Annotated in this window: 28 protein-coding genes; 4 read left to right on the forward strand and 24 right to left on the reverse strand. The window is 45.5% G+C overall.

Annotated features, from left to right (window positions below; genetic code table 11):
• Nucleotides 1-2: 2 nt before the first annotated feature.
• The 7 genes from hisG to H8R94_RS00865 all read right to left on the reverse strand — a co-directional run bounded on the left by hisG (nucleotide 3) and on the right by H8R94_RS00865 (nucleotide 6708).
• Nucleotides 3-659, reverse strand: a complete 657-nt coding sequence (gene hisG / locus H8R94_RS00835) for an ATP phosphoribosyltransferase (RefSeq protein WP_118281192.1) — start codon at nucleotides 657-659, stop codon at nucleotides 3-5.
• Nucleotide 660: 1 nt separating this feature from the next.
• Complete coding sequence (gene hisZ, locus H8R94_RS00840) at nucleotides 661-1848, reverse strand: ATP phosphoribosyltransferase regulatory subunit (protein ID WP_186853604.1); 1188 nt, start codon at nucleotides 1846-1848, stop codon at nucleotides 661-663.
• Nucleotides 1849-1931: 83 nt separating this feature from the next.
• Entirely contained in the window at nucleotides 1932-2468 is a 537-nt protein-coding gene (locus H8R94_RS00845) for a Holliday junction resolvase RecU (RefSeq protein WP_118281190.1), read from the reverse strand.
• Between the two features lie 2 nt (nucleotides 2469-2470).
• Entirely contained in the window at nucleotides 2471-3421 is a 951-nt protein-coding gene (locus tag H8R94_RS00850) for an RluA family pseudouridine synthase (protein ID WP_186853605.1), read from the reverse strand.
• Between the two features lie 5 nt (nucleotides 3422-3426).
• Nucleotides 3427-5358 carry a YgiQ family radical SAM protein gene (locus H8R94_RS00855; protein ID WP_186853606.1) on the reverse strand — a complete coding sequence of 644 codons (1932 nt, stop codon included), beginning with the start codon at nucleotides 5356-5358 and terminating at the stop codon, nucleotides 3427-3429.
• A 14-nt stretch (nucleotides 5359-5372) separates the two neighbouring features.
• Complete coding sequence (locus H8R94_RS00860) at nucleotides 5373-6017, reverse strand: HAD family hydrolase (RefSeq protein WP_186853607.1); 645 nt, start codon at nucleotides 6015-6017, stop codon at nucleotides 5373-5375.
• Nucleotides 5986-6708 carry a pseudouridine synthase gene (locus H8R94_RS00865; RefSeq protein ID WP_186853608.1) on the reverse strand — a complete coding sequence of 241 codons (723 nt, stop codon included), beginning with the start codon at nucleotides 6706-6708 and terminating at the stop codon, nucleotides 5986-5988. The genes H8R94_RS00860 and H8R94_RS00865 overlap by 32 nt, the downstream gene beginning before the upstream one ends.
• A 31-nt stretch (nucleotides 6709-6739) precedes the next feature.
• On the opposite strand from H8R94_RS00865, the gene H8R94_RS00870 reads away from it, so the two are divergent.
• The gene (locus tag H8R94_RS00870; RefSeq protein WP_118281185.1) at nucleotides 6740-7675 is read left to right on the forward strand and encodes a hypothetical protein; all 936 of its coding nucleotides are present in this window, start codon (nucleotides 6740-6742) and stop codon (nucleotides 7673-7675) included.
• Here H8R94_RS00870 and H8R94_RS00875 read toward each other — a convergent pair.
• The 10 genes from H8R94_RS00875 to H8R94_RS00920 are packed head-to-tail and all read right to left on the reverse strand — an operon-like array spanning nucleotide 7662 to nucleotide 13774.
• Nucleotides 7662-8324, reverse strand: a complete 663-nt coding sequence (locus H8R94_RS00875; RefSeq protein WP_118281184.1) for an ATPase — start codon at nucleotides 8322-8324, stop codon at nucleotides 7662-7664. The two genes, H8R94_RS00870 and H8R94_RS00875, sit on opposite strands and share 14 nt — an antisense overlap.
• Nucleotides 8325-8338: 14 nt before the next feature.
• Nucleotides 8339-8818: a pantetheine-phosphate adenylyltransferase gene (gene coaD / locus H8R94_RS00880; protein WP_118281183.1), complete on the reverse strand. Its 480-nt coding sequence runs from the start codon at nucleotides 8816-8818 to the stop codon at nucleotides 8339-8341.
• A gap of 6 nt (nucleotides 8819-8824) precedes the next feature.
• Nucleotides 8825-9379: a 16S rRNA (guanine(966)-N(2))-methyltransferase RsmD gene (gene rsmD / locus H8R94_RS00885; protein WP_118281182.1), complete on the reverse strand. Its 555-nt coding sequence runs from the start codon at nucleotides 9377-9379 to the stop codon at nucleotides 8825-8827.
• 1 nt (nucleotide 9380) lies between these two features.
• Nucleotides 9381-9863 carry a CinA family protein gene (locus tag H8R94_RS00890; protein ID WP_186853609.1) on the reverse strand — a complete coding sequence of 161 codons (483 nt, stop codon included), beginning with the start codon at nucleotides 9861-9863 and terminating at the stop codon, nucleotides 9381-9383.
• Nucleotides 9863-10405, reverse strand: coding sequence for a CDP-diacylglycerol--glycerol-3-phosphate 3-phosphatidyltransferase (gene pgsA, locus H8R94_RS00895; protein ID WP_118281180.1), 543 nt, complete (start codon nucleotides 10403-10405; stop codon nucleotides 9863-9865). The genes H8R94_RS00890 and pgsA overlap by 1 nt, the downstream gene beginning before the upstream one ends.
• Nucleotides 10402-11724: a 30S ribosomal protein S12 methylthiotransferase RimO gene (gene rimO / locus H8R94_RS00900; RefSeq protein ID WP_186853610.1), complete on the reverse strand. Its 1323-nt coding sequence runs from the start codon at nucleotides 11722-11724 to the stop codon at nucleotides 10402-10404. The genes pgsA and rimO overlap by 4 nt, the downstream gene beginning before the upstream one ends.
• A complete protein-coding gene (gene rpoZ, locus H8R94_RS00905) occupies nucleotides 11724-11984 on the reverse strand; it encodes a DNA-directed RNA polymerase subunit omega (RefSeq protein WP_118281178.1) in 261 nt (86 codons plus the stop codon). Before rpoZ ends, rimO begins: the two co-directional genes overlap by 1 nt.
• A gap of 5 nt (nucleotides 11985-11989) precedes the next feature.
• Nucleotides 11990-12622, reverse strand: a complete 633-nt coding sequence (gmk, locus tag H8R94_RS00910; protein ID WP_186853611.1) for a guanylate kinase — start codon at nucleotides 12620-12622, stop codon at nucleotides 11990-11992.
• On the reverse strand, nucleotides 12619-12882 hold the full coding sequence (locus tag H8R94_RS00915; protein ID WP_118281176.1) for a DUF370 domain-containing protein: 264 nt from the start codon (nucleotides 12880-12882) through the stop codon (nucleotides 12619-12621). The genes gmk and H8R94_RS00915 overlap by 4 nt, the downstream gene beginning before the upstream one ends.
• 13 nt (nucleotides 12883-12895) lie before the next feature.
• Nucleotides 12896-13774, reverse strand: coding sequence for a YicC/YloC family endoribonuclease (locus H8R94_RS00920; protein ID WP_118281175.1), 879 nt, complete (start codon nucleotides 13772-13774; stop codon nucleotides 12896-12898).
• Nucleotides 13775-13927: 153 nt separating this feature from the next.
• On the opposite strand from H8R94_RS00920, the gene H8R94_RS00925 reads away from it, so the two are divergent.
• Nucleotides 13928-15682 (forward strand): Rqc2 family fibronectin-binding protein, encoded by a 1755-nt coding sequence (locus H8R94_RS00925; RefSeq protein WP_186853612.1) that lies wholly within the window; start codon nucleotides 13928-13930, stop codon nucleotides 15680-15682.
• A gap of 94 nt (nucleotides 15683-15776) precedes the next feature.
• On the forward strand, nucleotides 15777-15977 hold the full coding sequence (locus H8R94_RS00930; RefSeq protein ID WP_158573031.1) for a small, acid-soluble spore protein, alpha/beta type: 201 nt from the start codon (nucleotides 15777-15779) through the stop codon (nucleotides 15975-15977).
• Between the two features lie 35 nt (nucleotides 15978-16012).
• On the opposite strand, the gene recG is transcribed toward H8R94_RS00930, so the two are convergent.
• The 3 genes from recG to H8R94_RS00945 are packed head-to-tail and all read right to left on the reverse strand — an operon-like array spanning nucleotide 16013 to nucleotide 20129.
• Nucleotides 16013-18061, reverse strand: a complete 2049-nt coding sequence (gene recG, locus H8R94_RS00935; RefSeq protein WP_186853613.1) for an ATP-dependent DNA helicase RecG — start codon at nucleotides 18059-18061, stop codon at nucleotides 16013-16015.
• 7 nt (nucleotides 18062-18068) lie between these two features.
• Nucleotides 18069-19754: a DAK2 domain-containing protein gene (locus H8R94_RS00940; protein WP_186853614.1), complete on the reverse strand. Its 1686-nt coding sequence runs from the start codon at nucleotides 19752-19754 to the stop codon at nucleotides 18069-18071.
• A gap of 15 nt (nucleotides 19755-19769) precedes the next feature.
• On the reverse strand, nucleotides 19770-20129 hold the full coding sequence (locus H8R94_RS00945; RefSeq protein ID WP_118281170.1) for an Asp23/Gls24 family envelope stress response protein: 360 nt from the start codon (nucleotides 20127-20129) through the stop codon (nucleotides 19770-19772).
• Nucleotides 20130-20353: 224 nt separating this feature from the next.
• Here H8R94_RS00945 and rpmB point away from each other — a divergent pair, with 224 nt between their 5' ends.
• Nucleotides 20354-20539, forward strand: coding sequence for a 50S ribosomal protein L28 (gene rpmB / locus H8R94_RS00950; protein WP_118281169.1), 186 nt, complete (start codon nucleotides 20354-20356; stop codon nucleotides 20537-20539).
• A 387-nt stretch (nucleotides 20540-20926) separates the two neighbouring features.
• Here rpmB and H8R94_RS00955 read toward each other — a convergent pair whose 3' ends face one another.
• From H8R94_RS00955 to H8R94_RS00970, 4 genes are all read right to left on the reverse strand, one after another.
• Nucleotides 20927-21334 carry a NifB/NifX family molybdenum-iron cluster-binding protein gene (locus tag H8R94_RS00955; protein WP_118281168.1) on the reverse strand — a complete coding sequence of 136 codons (408 nt, stop codon included), beginning with the start codon at nucleotides 21332-21334 and terminating at the stop codon, nucleotides 20927-20929.
• Between the two features lie 152 nt (nucleotides 21335-21486).
• Nucleotides 21487-21924: a GerW family sporulation protein gene (locus tag H8R94_RS00960; protein ID WP_118281167.1), complete on the reverse strand. Its 438-nt coding sequence runs from the start codon at nucleotides 21922-21924 to the stop codon at nucleotides 21487-21489.
• Between the two features lie 39 nt (nucleotides 21925-21963).
• The gene (locus H8R94_RS00965; protein WP_186853615.1) at nucleotides 21964-22908 is read right to left on the reverse strand and encodes a hypothetical protein; all 945 of its coding nucleotides are present in this window, start codon (nucleotides 22906-22908) and stop codon (nucleotides 21964-21966) included.
• The gene (locus tag H8R94_RS00970) at nucleotides 22909-23241 is read right to left on the reverse strand and encodes a hypothetical protein (protein WP_118281165.1); all 333 of its coding nucleotides are present in this window, start codon (nucleotides 23239-23241) and stop codon (nucleotides 22909-22911) included. It abuts the gene before it with no gap.
• Nucleotides 23242-23251: the final 10 nt, after the last annotated feature.

The raw sequence follows: 23251 nt of genomic DNA on the forward strand, positions 1-23251 counted from the left end.
ACCTACCCTTCGATTGATAATGCCTGTTTTAACTCACCGATCAATTTGGTGATGCGTTCATATTCCATTTTCATGCTGACCTGGTTGACGACCATCCGCGCGGACAAAGGACAAACTTCCTCTAAGACTTCCAGTCCGTTTTCCCGCAGGGTCGAGCCAGTTTCTACGATATCTACGATCACTTCGGACAGTCCCACGATCGGTGCCAGTTCGATCGAACCGTTTAACTTGATGATCTCAACCGTCTGATGTTTTTCGTTATAAAAATAATTCTTAGCGATCCTCGGATATTTGGTAGCAACGCGGATCAATTCCTGGTGCTGCAGGAGTTCCTTGGATTCCTTTGGTCCGCAGACGCACATGCGGCATTTACCAAAGCCAAGATCTAAAACCTCATAAATATTTCGGGCTTCCTCTAAGATCGTATCCTCTCCAACAATACCGATGTCAGCCGCGCCGTATTCGACATAGGTCGGCACATCCGGTCCTTTTGCCAGGAAAAAGCGGAGTTTTAAATCTTCATTGACAAAAATGAGTTTTCTGGTGCCCGGATCTTTCATCTCCTCACAGGTAATGCCGATCTTTTCAAAAGTGGCAAGCGTCTGCTTTGCCAAACGTCCCTTTCCCAGGGCAAAAGTCAGATATCTTTGTTCTTCCATCTTATTCGTCCTCCAATACAATGATCTTTTGTCCCTGATACCGCTGGCGGTAATCCGCTATGCTGTGGCTGTCCAGATCCATCAGATGCAGGCGGACAATCTTGCCTGCATTTCGCAGTTCCTCTGCAGTCGTGGCAGCGATCTTTCTCTGCTGCGGTGTGTATAGGATGATCTCTGCTTCCTGTCCTGCCGAAATGGCGATCTTTTGCCGCTCCAATGCCAGTAAAAGTTGGTCTACCATAAGGGCAAAGCCGATCGCCGGAGCCTCTTTTCCAAAGTAGGACAAAAGCCCGTCATAGCGTCCACCCTTTACGATCGGTTCGCCGCTTCCGAAGGTATAGCCGCTAAATAGGATACCGGTATAATAACTGTAAGAACTGATCAATCCCAGTTCAAAGGAAACATATTTTGTCACATCATACACTTCAAGAAGTTCATAAAGTTCCTGAAGATAAGAAAGGGCATCCGCTACACCCGGGAAACGAAGGGCGATTTCTTTCATCCCTGCCCATTCTTTTGGACTGGCATACATCTTTCCCAACATGGAAAAGAGGCTGCGCAGATCATCTGTTACCTGATGACGCTCCAAGAATTCATCCACGCCGAAGAAGTTTTTATTTAAGATCAGGTCGCGTAAGGTTTCTTCTGCCTCTGCATCAAAATCTGCTGCTTTCATGAGTTGACGGAAAAGATCTGCATGACCGATACTAATCTGGAACTGTTCTAAGCCGGCAGCCTTTAAGTTATTGACGACAAGGGCTATGATCTCGCCGTCAGCATCGACTGAATTTTCTCCGATGAACTCGACACCCAACTGGGTGCTTTCCTTGAGCCTGCCCTGATAACTGTTGTTATTGATAAAGACATTGCCCTCATAGCAAAGGCGCACCGGCTCGGTCTCGATCGGAAAATACTTGGATGCTGCCCTTGCGATGGACGGGGTCATATCCGGACGCAGGACCAAGGTATTGCCCTCACGATCAAAAAATTTATAGAGATCTTTTGACGGCGTAGTACCCACTTCTTGTCCGAAGATATCAAAGAACTCAAAAGTCGGTGTCTCAATGAAACGATAGCCGTAAGATTGTATGACCTGTCGCATCCGGTCTAAGATATAATGCTTTTTCTCACATTCATCATTATAAATATCGCGAACACCTTCCGGGGTATGTAATCTCTTATTTTGCATAGTTTATGGCTCCTTTAAACTTTATCATGGTGCAGTGGTAAACAACTAAACTATCCATATTATAGGAAAAGACAGAACAACTGTCAAGCATCTCGCATAGATAAATCTTTTTGCAAAGGATCCAGATAAGGAACAAAGATACCGGGCTTTGCATGAAAGAAGAAATCGGGATCCAGTTCTTCGTAGCGGAAACTCTTGCGTCCACCCTCCTGCCCGCGCTTCCAATAGCGCATGACTTCTTCTAAGCGCAGATAATAAAATTCGTCGCGCTGGGTAAAGTAGAGCAGAAAAAATGCCATGCCCTGCTGCTTTTCAAAAGTCTGCATAAAGTTGATCTGGTGGTCATGGATGTTCTGCAAGGGAAAAAGGTCGCTGTGACATTCCTTGGCGTCAAAGCAGACAGGAATCCCCTGTACTACCCCGATATAATCGACGGTACTTTTTTTGTCAAAATATGCCAAAGTAATGTGTCTGGTATCCTTATCAATGTTGATCGGCGTGATGGGTGTCGGTACTTTTTGAATCAGACAAAGATTACTATTCTCGTAAATATCATTTGTGCGGTTGATCAAGTCCTCAAAGGTCGATCCACGCAATCCTCTGGAATGCCATGTTGCCATAATTATCCTCTCATGATCTGTGAAAAAATCTCCGGTTCGTCTGCAATAAAGGTACGTCCATCCGGCAAGGTGATGGAATAAGCATGGAGCAGTTGGGATCTGACAGAAAAGTCCTGACGGAGTTTTTTGTTCCAGACCATATCTCCATACTTTGGATCTCCGGCGATCGGGTGTCCGATAGATGCCAGGTGTGCCCGGATCTGGTGACTGCGCCCTGTAATCAGATGCACTTCCAAAAGCGTGGCATCCGGTCCTACGACAAGCGGACGATAGGCTGTCTCGATCGGTTTGGCATCTTGTGTTTCATCGGAAAATATCTGCACCTGATTGGATCGTTCGTCTTTTAGCAGATAGCCTTTTAAATGCATCTCTTCTTCTACTTTGCCGCGAACGATACAATGGTAGATCTTTTTGGCACTGCGATCCCGCAGAATATCCGATAAGAACTGCTGCCCTGCTAAGGTCTTTCCGGCAAGCACGATCCCGGAGGTGTTGCGGTCCAGCCGGTTGGCAACCGACGGGTGAAAGACGGCATAAGTCTCCTCTGATAAGAACCCTTCATGGATCAGATAAGAAAGGATGCTCTCGTTTAAAGAAATATCCGACTCGCTTGCCTTCTGTGACAGCATTCCACTCGGCTTATTGACGATCAGCATAAGGTCATCCTCATAGACCACTTGAAGCTCATGAGGTACTTGAAGTAGTTTCTGATATTCTGAAGAAACCGCCTCCTGCCCCCGCATCTTGGAAAAGGTCTCATCGGAGAAAAACACCTGGATCATATCGCCTGCCTGTAAGATCTCGGATCCGTCCGCCTTTTTCTTGTTGAGGGTAATGTTCTTTTTGCGCAGCATCTTATATAAAAATCCGCCACTGGCAGCCTTAAAGTATTTCTTTAAGAACTTATCAAAACGTTGTTTTTCCTGACCGGAAGTAATCTGAATTTCTGTCATAAGACCTATCGTTTTCCTTTCCTGTTTGCGCGTGGTCGCTGCGTGGCTTTTTTACTATGCTGCCGCATATCTTTGGATTGATATTTACTATCCTGCTTTTTCTTACGGCTCTGCCCTTGCCTTTCTTCCGCTAATTTGCGCGGGCGGATCAGACAGTGCTTATCAAAACCGATCAGATCTTCCCGATGTTCTTTCTTAAGTGCTTCATAGACCAGATCATAATTCTTTGGATTTCGGTACTGGATGAGGGCACGCTGCATGGCTTTTTCATGCGGATTGTGCGCCACATAGACCGGTTCCATGGTCGCCGGATCCAGCCCCGTATAGTACATACAGGTCGATATGGTCGACGGTGTCGGGTAAAAATCCTGTACCTGTTCCGGCATATAACCAAGATCCCGCAGATATTCTGCCAGAGCAATGGCATCCTTTAAGGTAGATCCCGGATGCGACGACATCAGATATGGCACCAGGTATTGCTTCTTTCCGATCTTTTCATTGATCTTGCGGTATTTATCCTTAAAGCGATCATAGACGGCTACCGGCGGCTTTCCCATATATTTTAAGACATTGTCACTGATATGCTCCGGTGCCACTTTTAACTGGCCGCTGACATGATATTGGCACAATTCCCGGAAAAAGGACTCATCCGGATCTTCCAGCAAATAATCAAAACGGATACCGGATCGCACAAAGACCTTTTTTACGCCCGGCAAAGCACGCAGTTTGCGGAGCAGTTTTAAATAATCCTTGTGGTCGACCGTCAGGTTTTTGCAAGGCTTTGGAAAAAGACACTGGCGGTTCATGCAGACACCCTTGGTCAGTTGCTTTTGGCAGGATGGGTGCCGGAAATTGGCGGTCGGGCCTCCAACATCATGAATATAGCCCTTGAAATCCTTATCCTTTATCATACACTCTGCCTCTGCAAGAATGGAAGCATGACTGCGCGTTTGCACAATGCGTCCCTGATGGAAAGTCAGGGCACAGAAATTACAGCCGCCAAAACAGCCGCGGTTACTGATCAGGCTGAACTTGACCTCGGAAATAGCCGGGATCCCGCCATCTTTTTCATAGATCGGGTGATAGGTGCGCATATAAGGCAAGGCATAAACATCATCCATTTCCTGCATGGAAAGCGGCTTTTGCGGTGGATTTTGCACCACATAGACACCGTGCGGATAAGCTTCTGCCATCTTTTTGGCACTAAAGGCATCTGTATTCTGATACTGGGTATAAAAACTCTTGGCATATGCCTCTTTATTGGTCGAAATCTCCTCATAAGACGGCAAAAGGATGGCATCTTCGATAAAGGAAGTGTCTTGTGTCCGAAAGACTGTCCCGCGGATATAGGTGATATCCTTAACGTCGATGCCGGCGGCAAGTGCCTCTGCGATCTCAATGATCGAACGCTCGCCCATACCATAGGAGATCAGGTCTGCACCGGAATCCATCAGAATGGACCGTTTGACCTTATTTGACCAGTAGTCATAATGTGCCAGACGGCGCAGACTGCCTTCGATCCCACCTATGATGATCGGTGTGTGCTTGTAAGTCCGGCGGATCAGGTTGCAATATACGATGGATGCATAATCCGGACGTTTTCCCATGACACCGCCCGGAGAAAAGGCATCAGTCTGTCGTCTCTTTTTGGATACCGAATAATGGTTGACCATAGAGTCCATATTGCCACCGGAAACCAAAAAGCCAAGACGCGGTTCTCCCAGAACAGAAATAGACGCATCGTCTTTCCAGTCCGGCTGGGCAATGATCCCCACGCTATAGCCATAGGATTCCAAGAGACGTGTGATAATGGCATGCCCAAAGGAAGGATGATCCACATAGGCATCCCCACATACATAGACAAAATCCAACCGGTCTATGCCGCGTCTTTTCATATCTTCTTTTGAAATCGGTAAAAAATCATGTATTGCTTCCATACTAACGTCCTGTTCTAGTCGATCTGCCTGTAATCTGTAATGTAATAGTCTGCCAGGGTCTTCTTCTCTGCCGTGATGTCCTTGGAATAGTCATCATAGACCGCGCAGACCTTCATCCCGGCATTTTTTGCCGCCATGATGCCCGGACAGATGTCTTCAAATACCAGACAGTCATTGGGCTGCACGCCTAAATGCTCTGCCACTTTTAAATAGATATCCGGTGCCGGTTTGCCGCGTTCTACTTCATTTCCGGTCAAAAAATAATCAATATAGTCCTGCATTCCCAGTGCATCTGCGACTGCCTGTAACAATTCCTTGGAATTGCTGGTCGCAATGCCTGTGGCGATGCCATCCCTGCGCAGTCTTTGTAAAAATGCCTCTGCCCCAGGCTTCCAAGTCACATGATTGGCATAGGCATCCATTGCCATGGCATTCCACTCTGCCATCATGGTATCAATATCATCTGTGATGCCAAACTGTTTTTGAAAAAAGCAGGCGGTCTCCCGCATACTCATCCCCTCAATATCCTTTTGTAGGCTTTTAGGCATTTGCAGATGCCGCTTTCCCAGATAATCCAGATCGATCTGCCTCCAGACCCACATGGAGTCGACCAGTGTGCCGTCCAGATCAAAGAGTACTGCCTTTATATTCTCTAACATAATTCATTTCCTTTTCTGTCAATGTGCGATAAGCACCCTTGTCCAAAGTATCTTCTAAACTAAACTCGCCCATAGATAAACGTTTCAAATAAAGGACTTCCTTGCCGCATGCGTGCACCATGCGTTTCACTTGATGATACATCCCCTCCGAGATCGTGATATAGACGTGTGTCGGATCATTTTGGTCTATGACAAGTTCTGCCGGCTTGGTTGGTCTTTTTTCGCCGATATCGATCCCCTCCGCAAAAAGCCGGATATCTGCTGGATCTGCCGGCGCATCTAAATAGGCAAGATAAGTCTTTTTTACGTGTTTTTTGGGACTGAGCAAAGCGTGGGATAAGGCACCGTCATTAGTGATCAGTAAAAGCCCTTCCGTATCCAGATCCAGTCGTCCTACCGTAAAAAGATCTTGCTTTGCATTCATGGGTACATAGTTAAAAACCGTCGGATGCAGGGCATCCCTGGCGGCGCAGACACAGCCTGCCGGTTTGTGGAAGGCATAATAGACAAAAGTCTCATATTCCACTTTCTTTCCCTGATATAAGACCTGATCTGCAGTTTCATCGATCTGTAATTTACCGTCACTGACGACATTTCCATTGACGCGGACCGCGCCCTTTTTTAGTATTTTCTTGATCTCAGACCGGGAAGCAATCCCTGCATTGCTCAAAAATTTATCTAATCGCATCATATTTTCTGTATCACTTTCATAGATTAACTATATGAAGTTTGGACTTGTTTTCGTAATCATTGCCATCCTGATCGCCCTGTGTCAGCCCCAGATCACCTTTTCCGGAGCCGTTAGCGGTCTCAATATCTGGTTTTTTCAGTTGTTGCCGACCCTACTTCCCTTTATGATCCTATCCAATATCCTCTTGTCGGATCCTGTGCAGGAATATATCTTTGCCCGGATGTCACCCCTGCGTGCGAAAAAAATCCGCATCCTTTTTGCTGTCTTAGCGGGACTGACCTTTGGACTACCGATCGGTGCAAAAATGGCAAAAGACCTCTATCAAAAAAATCTCATCGACGCCAGGGAAGGACAGATCCTTTTAAACCACTGTAATCTGATCGGACCGTCCTTCGTCGGCTCTTATGTCCTGACGAAAAAACTGGACCTTCCCGACCTCTTTGGCATCAGCCTTTTGCTCTTATACCTGCCCCATATCCTTTGTCTTGTATGTTTTTTCTCTAAAAAAGAGGCAACTACAGAACAAAAAATACATATCACATCCTATGGCAAAACGACAAGAAAAGCGACACCAAGACTTCGAAACTGCTTTCAAATCTTAAATGTCGCTATCATGAATGGATTTGAAACCATAACCATTCTTGGCGGTTATCTGATCCTTTTTGGTATCTTTTGTGCCTTTGTTAAAGAAATCCAATTTCTGCCGACCGGGCTTCGGGCATGCATACTTGCTTTTTTGGAGATCACAATCGGTATACATGAGATATCCATACTAGAAATATCCGGTATGGTCAAATACCTGTGTGCCATCCCCTTGCTTTCCTTTGGCGGCTTATGTACGGCTATGCAGACCTGGTCCGTTTGCATGGGCGCCCCCTTTTCTATGAGAAATTATATCAAAGAACGCCTGCTCTTTGCCCTCATAAGTGGTCTGCTCACCATCTTGTATTTTTTTATTCTTTATTGAAGAAGGATTCCGGGATGTCGAGTGCCGGTACATTGTCCTCAGAAGCCGTCTCCTCTGCCTTTGGTTCTGGTGTCTGCGGCTGGTCTGCCGGTGCTTCCGGCTCTTTTACTTCCTGCGGTGCCAGTTCCTGACGGTTGGCAACAACGATATCCAGATAGCCCTGCATAGTCTGCATGAAGGTCTCTGTTCTTGCCTGTGTTGTCTCCATGGAATTGGAGATCACGCTCTCGATGGTATTTAACATATCATCGGTATAGGCAATGGCTCCCATACGGATGCTGTTGGCATCCTCTGTTGCCTTGTCCAGCATATCCTGCGCATTCTTGGTCGCCAGCATAATGATCTCATTGGCTTTGGCATATGCCTGTTGCATGATCTGATGCTCGCTGACCAGTTCGTTGGTCTGAATCTGTGCCTGTGCGATGATGGCATCTGCCTTGTTCTGTGCATCTGCCAAAATGGCTTCCTTATTGCTGATGATCTTCTGGTAACGCTTGATCTCTTCCGGCGTCTTGGTGCGCAGTTCTTCCAAAAGACTCTCTAACTCGTCTCTGTTGACGATGATCTTGGATGGAGAAAATGCAGATGGCTTGCATCCGTCTACATATTCTTCAATTTCTTCGATGATTTCTTCAATACCACTTGACATAATAGAATCTCCTTTTATGAATTATACTTTGCCTGAATCAGCGGAATGATCTCCGCAGGTACAAATCTACTAATATCTCCACCATAAGAAGCAAATTCTCTTACAATGGTCGAACTCAGATAAGAATAGTGCAATCCGGTCGTCAAAAAGATTGTCTCAAGTTCAGGATACTCGACTTTGTTGGTCTGTGCAATCTGAATTTCATATTCAAAGTCGGTCACGGCACGCAGTCCACGGATGATGACTGCAGCCTCTTTTTTCTTGGCATAGTCGACCAGAAGTCCGTCAAAAGAATCCACGGTCACATTTGGATACTGCCTAACCAGATCTTCGATCATGGCAACCCTTTCTTCGACAGTAAACAATGCATTTTTGGCACTGTTGTTGAGAACACCGATGATCACTTCGTCAAAGATCTTTGCAGACCGCTCAATGATGTCTAAATGTCCGAAAGTGACCGGATCAAAACTTCCCGGATAAATTGCTCTTTTCATTTGTCTCTACTCATCCTTTGCTAAAAAGACATGCTTGTTTGTCTTGTAATCCTTTTCGTTTAAGATCTGATAGCCCAGATCCGTGACAAAGGTAAAATCCGTGTGCAGATCTGCTTCTACGATCACATATCCATCCTCTGCCAGGAGATCACATTGTGCAATCGTCTCTAATACGTCATGCTCATATCCACCATGATAAGGCGGGTCTATAAAAATAATATCAAACTGCATCCGCCCCTCTAAATTGCGGAGTTCATAAATCACATCCCCCGGCAATACAAAGGCTTCATCATCAAAACGTGTATGCGTGATATTGTGATGGATGCAGTCTAAGGCTAATTTGTTGTTCTCAATAAAATAAGCACATGCCGCGCCCCGGCTGAGCGCCTCGATCCCCATCTGACCGCTTCCTGCAAAAACGTCCAGAAACTGTGCATCACACAGGTCATTCTGGATCATATTAAAAAGGGTCTCTTTGATGCGGTCCTGGGTTGGTCTGGTATGCATGCCTGATACCGTATGTAACTGCAAACGTTTTCTCGTACCGGAAATCACTCTCATCTTAGCAATTTAACTCCTTGATACATGTAAGTAATAATTGCAGGACCATTTCTGTCGCCTGCCTGCGCACGCATTGCCTGCAACCGGAAAAATGACATTCTTTGACAAGTGTTTTCTTGCTGCCGGCACACGCAATATATACCAGTCCGACCGGCTTGTCCTCTGTCCCACCATCCGGTCCTGCGATGCCTGTGGTGGCAAGTCCGTAAGTGGCTCCAGCCCGTTTTCGCACGCCCTCTGCCATCTGCTCTGCAGTCTGCCTGCTGACGGCGCCGTAGGCTTCTAAAGTCGTATGTAAGACACCGAGATTTTTCTCTTTTGCCTCATTGGAATAAGTGACATAGCCTTCTTTAAAACAGGCGGAAACGCCCGGATAATCGACCAGACTGGCACTGACCATTCCGCCGGTGCAGGACTCTGCAACTGCAACAGTTGCCTGCGCTTTTTCTAATTCTTTTACGATTTTTTCTATGATATCCTGCATTAGTTCTGCTCTTTTAATACGTCTTTATTCTTTACGATATAATCGATCAAAGATACGATGGTAAGCACAAGTGCTACATAGATAAGGATCGTACCTAAAACCGTAAAGAAAGGCATCTGGATATTGGCAATCAAAACAATAATCATAAGCATCTGGAATACGGTCTTGAACTTGCCCCAATAACTTGCGGCAATAACGATACCGTTATCGGATGCGATCAGACGGAAGCCACTGATGATAAACTCACGGCTGATAATAACGATCACGATCCAGGCAGCCAGTTGTCCTGTTGCGATCAGGCAGATCATAGCCGCACTGACTAATAATTTATCTGCAAGCGGATCCATAAATTTGCCGAAATTTGTCACTAAATTGTATTTTCTTGCGATCTTGCCATCCAACATATCCGTCAGACTTGCAATGATAAAGATCGCATCTGCAATATAGCGATAGGTCTGGTTGGACGGATCCAAGAGCAAAAATACAACAAAAAACGGAATTAAAATTACTCTGAAAATGGTTAATTTATTTGGTAAATTCATGCTAATTCTCCTATCAAATCATATTCATACGAACCTGTCACATGAACCGATACGATATCACCTGTCATGAGTTCTCTGGTCGTCTGAATAAAAACATAACCGTCTACATCCGGTGCATCCCGGTAGGTTCTGGCAACATAGACATTCTCGTCTGCAACCTTGCCTTCCACAAAGGCATCTAAGGTCATGCCGATATAGGTCTCATTGCAGGCAGCCGAGATATCCTGCTGTAATTCCATGATCTCTGCCACACGCACCTGCTTGATCTCCTCCGGTACCTGATCCGGGAAAGTATCTGCCGGTGTGCCTTCCTGTCTGGAATAAGCAAAGCAGCCCAGACGGTCAAACTTCATATCACTGACAAACGTTTTGAGTTCCTCATGTGCCTGTTCGGTCTCACCAGGAAATCCACAGATCAAAGTCGTGCGGATACAGATGTCCGGCATAGCCTGGCGCAGTGCGCCAACGATCCGGCGCAGGTCAGCCTGCGAAGTCTTTCGTCCCATGCGTTTTAAGACTTCATCATTGGCATGCTGGATGGGAATATCAATATAGTGGCATACTTTTGGGTTGTCTGCCATCATCCTGATCAATTCGTCTGTGATCTCCTCCGGATAGCAATATTGTAAACGGATCCAGCGGATCCCCTCGATCTCGCTTAACTTTTTTAATAAGGTCGGCAGTGTTTTTTTGCCATAAAGATCCACGCCATAAAGCGTTGTCTCTTGGGCAACTAAGATCAGTTCCTTGACACCGTCTGCCGCAAGTGATGCAGCCTCCGCCAGAATATCTTCCATCGGTACGGAACGATAATTGCCACGGACAGATGGGATCACGCAATAGGTACAGTGCTTATCACAGCCCTCGGCGATCTTTAGGTGGGCAAAATGTCCGCCGGTCGTAAGTGTCCTGCCGGCATAGTTTTTTGGCAAGCCGTTCAAAGGCTTTTTGACACTGGTCTTATGACCTTCCATGACCTCATGTATGACAGATACGATCTCATCATAAGCATTAGTGCCGATCACGGCATCCACTTCAGGGATCTGCTCTGCGATCTCTTTAGCGTAACGCTCTGCCAGACAGCCGGTCACGATCAAAGCTTTGAGATTTGCGGTTTCTTTGAGACTGCCCATGTCGATCAGGGTCTGGATACTTTCTTCCATGGCATCACTGATAAAACAACAGGAATTGACAACGATGACATCTGCCTCATTCTCATCATTGGTGATGGTAATGCCATCTTTTGTGATCATAGAAAGCATATGCTCGGTATCGACCAGGTTCTTATCACAGCCAAGCGATATAAAAAGAAGTTTCATTATGCTTCCTCTTCCTGCTCCTCATCATCCTCAGAGATGATCTGTAATTCTCCGCGATAGAGTTCATCTACTGCGATAGAAAGTGGCTTTTCTCCCTTAGATACGCGGATCAGCGGCTCTTGTCCGTCGATGATCTGTCTTGCTCTTTTTGCGGTAGCGCAAACGATGCTGTAACGGCTGTTTACTACCGGTTCTTCACCGATCTCGTCGCTGTTCTTGTTTACTACTTTCATTAATTCTACATATGATGGATGTAACATGTTTCCTATCTCCCTTCAAACTTCTTTAAATCTTTTTGGATCATGTCTATTGTATCTTCATTTCTCGCTGTCTTAAAATGCTCGCAAGAAATAATAGCATGCACTTGTTCTACACTATTTTCGATCTGATCGTTGATGACCAGATAATCATAGCCATTCATGTATTGTGACTCCTTGGAAGAGATCGCCAAACGCTGTGCGATCACATCCGGTGTCTCGGTTCCTCTGCCGACCAGACGCTCCTTTAAGGCATCTGCAGATGGCGGCATCACAAAGAGAAGCAGGGCTTCCGGGTATAATTTTTTGACCTGAAGCGCTCCCTGAATCTCAATCTCTAAGATAACATCCTTGCCCTCGTTTACCAACTGCTCCACATAAGAACGCGGTGTTCCATAAGAATTGCCATTGAAGGTGGCGTATTCCAGTAACTGATTATCTGCGATCATCTGATCGAATTCTTCCCTGGTCTTAAAGAAATATTCCCTGCCATCTTCTTCGCCCTGACGCTTTTGTCTGGTCGTTGCAGAAATAGACAGGTGATACTGACCGGGATGTGCTTTTAACAGGTTCTTCATGATCGTGCCTTTACCGGCGCCTGAAAAACCAGATAAAACAATGATCATTCCCTTCCTTGTCATAAAACATCAGCCTCCTTCTTTTTTGTTGCTGCTTCTTTGGATCTTGTCGCGATCGTGTCCGGCAAAAGCGCGGAAAGCACGATGTGTTGGTCTGTAATGATGATTCCTCTGGTGCGGCGCCCCTGCGTCGCATCAATGATATTGCCTTCCTCCTTGGCACGTTGCACCAGGCGTTTGGCAGGCGCGGAATCCGGTGTCACGATAGACACCACTTTATCTGTATTGATGATATTGCCAAATCCGATATTGATAAATGCCATATTCTTGTCTGTCCTATTCTAAATTCTGGATCTGTTCTCTTACTTTTTCGATCAGGGTCTTGAGAGAAATCCCAATGCCTGCGATCTCTACGTCTGTAGACTTGGAAAGAATCGTATTGGCTTCGCGGTTCATCTCCTGGGCGATAAAGTCCAGTTTACGACCGACTTCGCCACCATCTGCTAACATGTGCTTGGTTTCTTCCACATGGCTGCGCAAACGTACCATTTCTTCGTCGATACAAACCTTATCTGCATACAAGACAACTTCGGATGCGATCCGGGTCTCATCTATGGCATGATCTCCTAAGAGATCTGTGATCTTGGTCTGTAAACGCTCCCGGTATTCCTCGATGATCTGCGGGGAACGTTCTTCTAAGGTCGTCACATAAGACGACATCTCATCCATTTTGGCAAGCATATCCTGACGCAGGCGCATGCCCTCCTGGGAACGGTTCTCAACGAACTGGTCTGTTGCAGTGGTCAGTGCATCCATAAGGAATAAGTGAAGCATCTCATCATCATCCTCTGCATCCGTCATCTCCAAGACATCCGGGAAACGCGCCAGCGAAGTCGCTGTGACATCAAAAGGAATACCGTAATCCTGCGACATCTTGCGGATGTTTTCCATATACATATCGGCGATATGTGTGTTGTAATGCAGGATATCGGATGCTTCTTTGGTCTCTTCCAAGGTGATATAAACATCAACCTTGCCGCGCACAATACGGGATTTGATAAAATTGCGTATCTCCACTTCAAAAGCGTTTAATTTTCTAGGGAGTTTCACATTCAAGTCCAGGTAACGATGATTTACGGATTTGATCTCCACAACTATTTTTCTTGTTTCATCACCGGCTTCGCCTCTCCCGAAACCTGTCATGCTCTTTATCATGCCATCGGCACCTCCCATTTGCATAAATACCTATGCATAGATGTCTATATTATATTAAATCCATGGCAAAAGGTCAAATTATTTGTATTTGTTTTTTTAATATAAACATTTATAATAAATAGAAAAAGATAAGAAGAAAAAGGAGATCATCTCATGGCATTTGACGGGATCACGACAAATTGCATTATGCAGGAATTAAATCATCTACTGGCAGGACAGCGTATTAGCAAGATTGCCCAGCCGGAGCGCGAGGAACTGCTTTTTACCTTTAAAGCATTAAATGAAGGCAGCAACCGCCTTCTGATCTCTGCCAATGCTTCCCTGCCCTTTTTATATATGACAAAAGAAAACAAGACCAGCCCTTTGAATGCGCCTAATTTTTGTATGCTCCTTCGCAAATATATCGGAAACGGACGCATCAGTGCGATCAGCCAGCCTTCTATGGAACGTGTGCTCTGCTTTACCATCGAGCATTTGGATGAAATGGGCGATCCTGCGGTAAAATATCTCTATGTGGAGATCATGGGCAAGCACAGCAATATTATTTTTTGTGATAAAGATGGGCAGATCATCGACAGCATCAAGCATGTATCCGGGCAGATGAGTTCCATCCGTGAAGTCCTTCCGGGACGACCTTATTTTATCCCGGCACAGCAGGATCGCTTCGATCCTTGGCAGATTGCAAAAGAACAATTCGTCGAGCAGATCTTAAAGAAACCTTGCTCTGTGACAAAGGCTATCTATACGTCCTTAGTCGGTTTTTCACCGTTCATAGCAACCGAACTTGCCTATCGTAGCGGCTTGGATGCCGATGATTCTACCGCCGCACTGACGCAGGCAGATGTAGAGCGCTTGTATGATGTCTTTCGTTCTTTATTACAGGATCTGTCCGACGGGAATTTTTCTTATGGTATTTACTACGATCCCGTCACCGGCGCGCCAAAAGAATTTGCCCCGATCCCACTGACTATCTATTCCGACATGGAATATAAGACATTTTCTTCTATATCCGAGGTCTTGGAAGCCTTTTATGCTCAGCGCAACAAGCACACTGTGATCCATCAGAAGTCCACAGACCTACGCAAGATCGTCAGCATTCATTTAGAGCGTGACCGCAAGAAATATCTTTTGCAGAAAAAGCAGTTGGCTGATACAGAGAAGAAGGATAAATACCGTATTTACGGGGAAATGCTCCACACCTACGGCTATGCCGCAAGCCCCGGTGATAAATCCATCGAGGTCACAAATTATTATACCAACGAGCCTTTCGTCATCCCTTTGGATCCGACACTGGATGCCATGGAAAATGCCAAGAAATATTTTGATAAATATGCCAAGTTAAAAAGAACCGGAAATGCCCTCTCCTCTTATATTCTAGAAACTGAAAACGAGATCAAACATTTAGAGTCGATCGAGACTTCCCTTTCCATTGCTGAAACAGAGGGCGATCTTGCCGCCATCAAGGAAGAATTGCAGGAATACGGTTTTATCAAAAAACACAGTGGAAAGAAAACGAACCGGATTTCCAAAAGTCAGCCCCTTCACTTTGTGGATGACAACGGTTTTCATATCTATGTCGGGAAGAACAATTATCAGAACGATCAGTTGACTTTTAAATTTGCGACCGGCAATGATTGGTGGTTCCATGCCAAGCAGATGACAGGCTCGCATGTGATCGTCAAATCCGAAAACAAAGAATTGCCGGATTCCACTTATGAGTACGCCGCTGCGCTTGCAGCCTACTACTCCAGTGGCAGGGATAACGAAAAAGTGGAGATCGATTATCTGCAAAAGAAAAACGTCAAAAAGCCAAACGGCAGCGCGCCGGGATTTGTTGTCTATTACACCAATTATTCCCTAGTGGCAACGCCATCTCTGGCGCACGTCACTTTGGTCAGTGATAAATAAGACTTTTGTTTTTTCTAGTAAATTGTGCTAGGATGATATGATTTTTTGCTCATATACTATGATTGTAACCATAGTCCTGCAACAAGGAGCACAAATGAAAAGAAAGCCCGAGACCAAACGACTGGATCCTGCGGCAAAAGAGGCTTTGCAACAGTTCAAATGCGAATTATCCCAAGAACTCGGCACGGTTCTTCATTCGAAAACCAAGGTACAACGTGCAAAAGACTCACAATCCATCGGCTCTTATATGGTGCAGCAGATGATCCGGTCCCAGAAAAACAAAATAGACCCCTAAGAAAAAACTACCTGTGAAAAATCACAGGTAGTTTTTTATAAGATCATATTGTTATCACTTGCAAAAGAGGACAGATTTTTTCGGATGGCAGGATAATTTTCCAGACTCTCATCTTCCTTCAAAAAATCTGCCACATCCTGGGATGCCTTTTGCAGCAAGTCTGCATCTCCTATGATGTCCGCCAGTCGAAAACCAAGTTCGCCACTCTGGCGGATGCCAAAAAAGTCTCCCGGTCCGCGCAGACGCAGGTCTTCCTGGGCGATAAAAAATCCATCGTTGGACTTGTGCATGACTTCCAGACGATCGGTCTTTTTCTTTTCCTTGGACTTGTCCATTAGTATGCAATAGGACTGCCATTTTCCACGTCCGACACGACCGCGCAACTGATGCAGTTGTGCCAGTCCGAATCGATTGGCATCTTCGATCATGATCAGAGTCGCATTCGGGACATTGACCCCGACTTCAACAACGGTCGTAGATACAAGGATCTGCGTCTTTCCCTCGGCGAATGCCTGCATGATCGCATTTTTCTCCTTGGGCGGCATTTTTCCGTGTAAGGCTGCGATGGAAACCTGTGCGCCAAAGATCGGACGGATCCGCTCCACGTAGTCGGTCACATTTTCCGCCTCCGTCTGCTCGCTTGCTTCCACCAGTGGACAGATAATATACGCCTGATGCCCGCCTGCCAGTTCCCGCCCGATCATTTCATAGGCTTTTTGCCGCAGATCTTCTTTGATAACACAGGTCTTGATCGGAATACGGTCTGCAGGCAATTCATGGATGGCAGATATCTGCATATTCCCATATAAGATCATGGCAAGGGTTCGCGGGATCGGTGTCGCACTCATGACAAGCATATGGGGTGTCATACCCTTCTTTGAAAGGCTCTCCCTTTGCTTGACACCGAAACGATGCTGTTCATCCGTTACCACCAATGCCAGATTCAGATAATCGACCTTTTCCTGGATCAAGGCGTGCGTGCCTACCACAAAGATCTGTGGTCTGGTCGCTATGATCTCATATGCCTTTTTCTTCTGGGATGCCGTCATGGAACCAGTCAGGCAGACAACCTGATAAGGCAGCCCATAATCTGCGCACATCTCCCGGAAACCAGCCGCATGCTGCATAGCAAGTACCTCTGTCGGTGCCATGATGGCAGCCTGATAGCCGCTGGCAACCACATCCAGCATGGCAAGAAAGGCAACAATCGTCTTACCGGAACCGACATCCCCCTGTATCAGACGCTGGGACACATAAGGTCCCTGCAAGTCGCTGCGGATCTGTGATAGTGTATCCATCTGCCCTTTGGTAAGGGTGTAAGGTAACTTTTGGATGGTCTCATCCGTCAGTGCGGTCTCTGTAAAATGCCAGGGATTTTCAATGCCTGTCGTCCCTGCTTCTAAGATCCTGCTATGTAAGATAAAGTAGAAGAACTCCTGATATACGAGCCGTCGGCGCCCTTCTGCCAATGCCTCAAAATGCATAGGAAAATGGACTTGGCGTATCGCCTGCATATAGGAAGGAAAGCCCTCTCTTTGTTCTACAAAATCCGGCAGGTTTTCCTCAGAATAATCCGCCAGACTATCGCATGCCGCCAGGGTAAGTTTGCGCACCATCTGTTGTGTCATACCCTTGGTAAGGCTATAGATCGGCTGTAAGCTGTCCCGAAGCGTAAGATATTTTTCCGGTGTAAATATAGCCGGTTGTTCCATCTTGTAGCCCTGTTTTTCTTTCAAAAGCCGCCCATAAAAAATATAGGGCTGTCCCACCTGCAACTGTTTGGCAATGTAAGGCATATGAAACCAGACACATTCTACGACCTGATTCTTACAAAAGAGGCTTGCCAAAGTAATATCCATGCGTTTTCCCCTACGAAAGATGGCTGGGGTGCGAAGGGAACCGCAGACAGCCACGATCTGCCCTATATTTTCCTCATCCGGGTCTTCCGGCTGCGGATATTCCTGATAAGTTCTGGGAAAATGAAGGAGTATATCCCCAAGGGTATATACTCCTATCTTTTGAAATAATTGTTCAGTTTTTTCTCCCACGCCCTTGATCTCGCGTAATGAAGAATGTAAATCCATAATGCTCCTATTCTACTGATGCAATGTAATAGTAAACCGGCTGTCCACCCATCTGTAACTCTACTTCCAGATCAGCAAACTTCTCGCCAACAGCAGCGGCAAGTGCCTCTGCATCTTCCTCTGTCACATCTGCACCATAATAAATGCTAACGATAGCAGAATCTTCGTCTATCATTTCAGCGATCATATCAAGGAATACGGTCTGGATGTCAGTATTCACGGCAAGGATGCCGGCATCACCGATACCCATATAATCTCCCTCATGGATCTCCTTGTCGTCGATCACGGTATCACGCACTGCATAAGTGACCTGACCGGTCTTGACATTGGAAAGTTCCTCGATCATACGATCTTCATTTTCCTTGGCACTCTGCTCCGGAATGAAGTTGATCAATGCTGTAATTCCCTGTGGGATCGTCTTGGTCGGAAGAACGATGACTTCCTTATCCTCACACAAAGAAGCCGCCTGATTTGCAGCCAGTATGATATTTTTATTGTTTGGCAATACAAAAACGGTCTTGGCAGGTACTTTAGCAATCGCACCCAAGACATCCTCTGTGCTAGGATTCATGGTCTGACCGCCTTCGATCATGTGATCTACGCCCAGTTCCTTAAAGATCTCATTGAGACCTTCGCCGATCGATACGGCAACAAATCCCATTTCCTTTTCCGGTTCTGCGATGGCAGGTGTCTCTTCTTCAGTTTTCTTTTCCTCAGCCTGCTGTGCAACCGCCTTCTCTGCATCCTTGAGCAGACGCTCCTGATGCTCCTCACGCATATTGTCAATCTTGATCTTGCTAAGAGAACCATGTGTCAGGGCTTTTTGAATGGCAAGTCCCGGATCATTGGTATGTACATGGGTCTTAACAATCTCATCATCTGCAACAACGACGATAGAATCACCGATGGATTCGAGATAGCCCTTGTACTCCTGCTCTTGTGCCTCAGTCAATGGTTTATCTAAAACAATAATAAATTCTGTACAATAACCATACTTGATCTCTGCCTCAGCCTCCGGAGCAGTCTTTGCCACATTGCCGGATCCGGATTCTGTTTCGATCGTATAGTCTACTTCTTTGCCAAGCAGACAGTCATAAGCACCCTGCATAACAACGACAAGTCCCTGTCCGCCGGAATCTACAACGCCGGCCTGCTTTAATACGGGAAGCATATCCGGTGTCTTTCCAAGGACATAATCAGCCTCTTTGATCACTTCATCAATAAAGTAAACAATATCATCTGTCGTATCGACTAATTCCAATGCCTTGTCCGCAGCGCCCTTGGCAACAGTAAGGATCGTACCTTCCTTTGGCTTCATAACAGCCTTATAAGCGGTCTCAACGGCGCGCTGCAACGCTTCACACAAAACATCGACATCTACCTGATCTACCTCTTTGATAGCCTTTGTAAATCCACGTAAAAGCTGTGAAAGAATAACGCCGGAATTTCCGCGTGCACCGCGAAGGGAACCGGATGAGATTGCCTTGGCAAGAGTCTTCATATCGACCTGCTCCAATGCACTGACTTCCTTGGCTGCTGACATGATCGTCATTGTCATATTAGTTCCGGTATCTCCGTCCGGTACCGGGAATACATTCAGTTCATTGATCCATTCTTTTTTAGACTCTAAGTTCTTTGCACCTGCTAAAAACATCTTGGCTAATGTAGATGCGTTAATTGTATTGGCTTCCACTATCGTATATCCTCCTTAGTCAATTACTCTTACGCCTTCAACGTAGATATTCATTGCCTTGACTGTCATACCGGTAAATGATTCTACTTTGTACTTGACAGTCTCCATCAAATTGTCAGCAACGGTAGCCACGCTGACACCATAAGAAATAATCACATGGAAATCAAGTGTGATCTCATTGTTTTCATCAATAGAGACAGCGATTCCATGATTCAGATAATCCTTCTTTAATAACTTTACAAGACCATCCTTCATATTGACAGCAGCCATGCCTACAATACCGAAGCACTCTACTGCTACAGATCCTGCATAAGTTGCGATAACGTCTGATTCGATCACGATCTTACCCAAATTGGTTTCCATTTGACCTTGCATATATATACCTCCACAATAATCGTCCATAATATAAATGACATAATATGTATTTATTATAAACGTTTTTCCATAAAATACAATCTAATTTTTGGCTTTCCCTATATTTTTTGAAAAAAAGAAGCAAAAAAACGTTGCTTTTTAGAAAATGCTCTGATATAATATGCGTGTTGCGATTTTGTATCGAATACAGAAATTACAAAACCATAATCCAAGGAGGTGCAGTCATGGCTAAGTGTGCAGTTTGTGGAAAAGGCGCTCATTTCGGAAATAATGTGAGCCATTCTCATAGAAGATCAAACAGAATGTGGAAATCAAACATCAAGTCTGTTAAGTGTAACGTAAACGGAACACCTAAGAAGTTGTACGTATGTGCTTCTTGCTTACGTTCTGGTAAAGTTGAGCGAGTTTAATATTTCGTCAATCAGGGAATTGTCTTTTAGACAGTTCCTTTTTTTGTTACCAAAATACTCCTCACGCTCTCCCCTTCTACTCAGTCACAACAAAAGAGTTTAAATCCGACACACAAAAGTCCTATCGTCAGTAAAATACAGATGCATCCGTTTCCGATGCAATTTCCGATAAAAATCCCCACGCCTGTAAAAAACATGCCGAAGCCGATTACTTTTTTCATAATAAAAAAGACATATAAAATATGTGATCTTACATATATTATATGCCTTTTCTTTTACATTATTGCATGAAAAAAACCTTTACCAGGCGCCGCCACCGCCACCGCCGGATCCACCACCGGCAGAACCTCCGCCGCCGGAAGAACTCGGGCTGTTTGCTATTGTCTATCAGTGACAACAGCCCCCGCAAGTGGAGCCGCAGGAACTTTCTCCGCCGCAGCAACTTCCCGCGCCATGATCACAGTCACAATTCGGTGCATTTTCGATCAAAAGGCTTCCCTGCATAAAAGCCTCGATCGCATCATCTGCCAAGCCTTCTACATTCGGACACACGGCAATGCCATAGGCGGAAAGTGCCTGCATGGCTCCGTCACCGATGTTCTGACAGATGACCAAAGATACCGAATAATCATCCATGGTACTTGCCACTGCTTCATGTCCCTGTCCAAAAGGGGCTACCACTGCCGAATCCATGATCCTGCCATTTTCGATTTCATACAATTTGAAGAAATCAGCATGACCAAAGTGCTGCCCTACATTTCCTGTTTCCTTGTCATAAGTAATTGCTACTACCATTTTTGTCTCCTCTATTTATAAAATTATTTTGTACTTTCCAATCCTATCTCTACGCTGCATATAATTCCACCACCTGGCCTACATCAATCAGATCTGTTTGTCTGACTTGCTCTGGATCCAAATAAAGTTAACTTTCGCAGCTCTGTCTAAACCTACTCCTCTACCGTAGCATTATTGACAGCATCACTTAAAATATCTTCCATCTCCTCATGGGCAGCCTTTCTTGCCTCAGGATCCTGCTCGGCTCCTTCCTTCTTGCTCACGAACTTGTCTACAAAGTCAGGCACCATATCCAGGATCTTTTCGATACCGGAATTGCGCTCCACACTGATCATGCGGGTAATGCCATTATGGATCACCAGCACAGCGCTCGGTGTAAGTTTTCCGCCCATACCACCACCGGAGTTATTTTTCTTTTCTGCACGAAATGCCCCCGCAGCCACGCCAAAGGTTACATTGACAAGCGGTACGATGATCGTATCGCCGATATGGATGGCATCACCGACAACGGTCTTGGTGGAAATAAAACCATCCATCCCCTGAAAGAGTGTATTGACTGTCTCATTAAATACTTCATTATTCTTTTCCATATTACCTCTCCTTTATGATCTCTGCATCCCTGTACATCTTTATAAATGAAATAATTTTTTACAATCTTTATTAAAATATACGCTAACTATAAGATAAACGAAATGCCATAAAAATACAATTCCCTTTAAGGAAATACTGCCCAGAAGATATAGTTCAGTGCTTTCAAAGTCCGGAATGATACGACATTTCTTTCCATAACATACCGGGCAAAGGCTGATGACTCCGGTCGCCCCGCCGGTCAGTGCCGGATCTCCCAGCGAAAAATCGACATCCGCTTCCATGATCGTCGGCTTGACGCGCCCTAAAATCCAGAGTGCCTTTTGCAGCAGAAAGAATACGGCATTCTTATTATGCTCATCCGTCACATTTTTATGAAATGTCTGCCATTTTTCTTTCAGACCGCCACTCGGCTTTTTTGTTTTGGACTTGTTCTTCTTTTTTGCAGCAGTCTTTTTCGTCTGTTTTTCCTGCGCCCCTGCCTGATTTCCGGCATCCTCCGCAGACTCATTATCTGCCTGAGCAGATGTCGCCTTTGTCGCAGATGCCGTCTTGCTCGACTCTGCCATACGTTTTACATCTGCTTTCGATACGGTTTTATCTTCTAAAATCTCCGCTATATCATCCTCATCCAGAGTATCCTCCGCCGGCATATCCTCGGCAAAATCCTCTGCATCCGCCTCATCATCTGAAACAGCCTTCGCCTTTTTCTTCCAAGGATAGATCTGCAACATCCCCCAGAAAGCATAGATCCGCACTTCGTATTCCTCTGCAAACTTGGCAAAGCGCAACTGCCAGAAATGCAAAAAGCCGGCGAAATATACCTGTCCTTCCCAGCCGTCCTCTATGCTATGACTGCCGGAGAGTTCATAGTGGAAAGGCAAAAACAAGAGGTACAAAAGGATGAAAACGACCAAGCCCAGCAGGATAAGAAGAATCATGCCGATTACTTTTAAAATGGATAAGATAATTGTTAATACACCCATTTACGCACGCTCCTCTTTCTCAAATTTCTGCCGGAAATACGCTTTCACCTGACAGTCTCCGGTCTGACTGTACACATCCCCATAAATGCGTTCTACCAGACTTCTTGCATGATAATAGCCCTTTGCCACGCCAATGATATCATAAGACTTATGGCGAAAAATCGGGATTTTTAAGGTTGCAACCGGAATGATCTCTAATTGTCCGTCACTGATCTCAGACAGGACGATCAGATATAAGGGTCTGACCTGCAAGCCATGATCGACCATAAACTGTATATACTTTAGGCTTCCTGTGATATTTTCACTGACATATAAATCCTTGTACCATCTCATATAGTATTAC

Origin of the sequence: Roseburia lenta (assembly GCF_014287435.1) — a bacterium.
In the GTDB taxonomy this organism is placed as follows: Bacteria; Bacillota; Clostridia; order Lachnospirales; family Lachnospiraceae; genus Pararoseburia; species Pararoseburia lenta.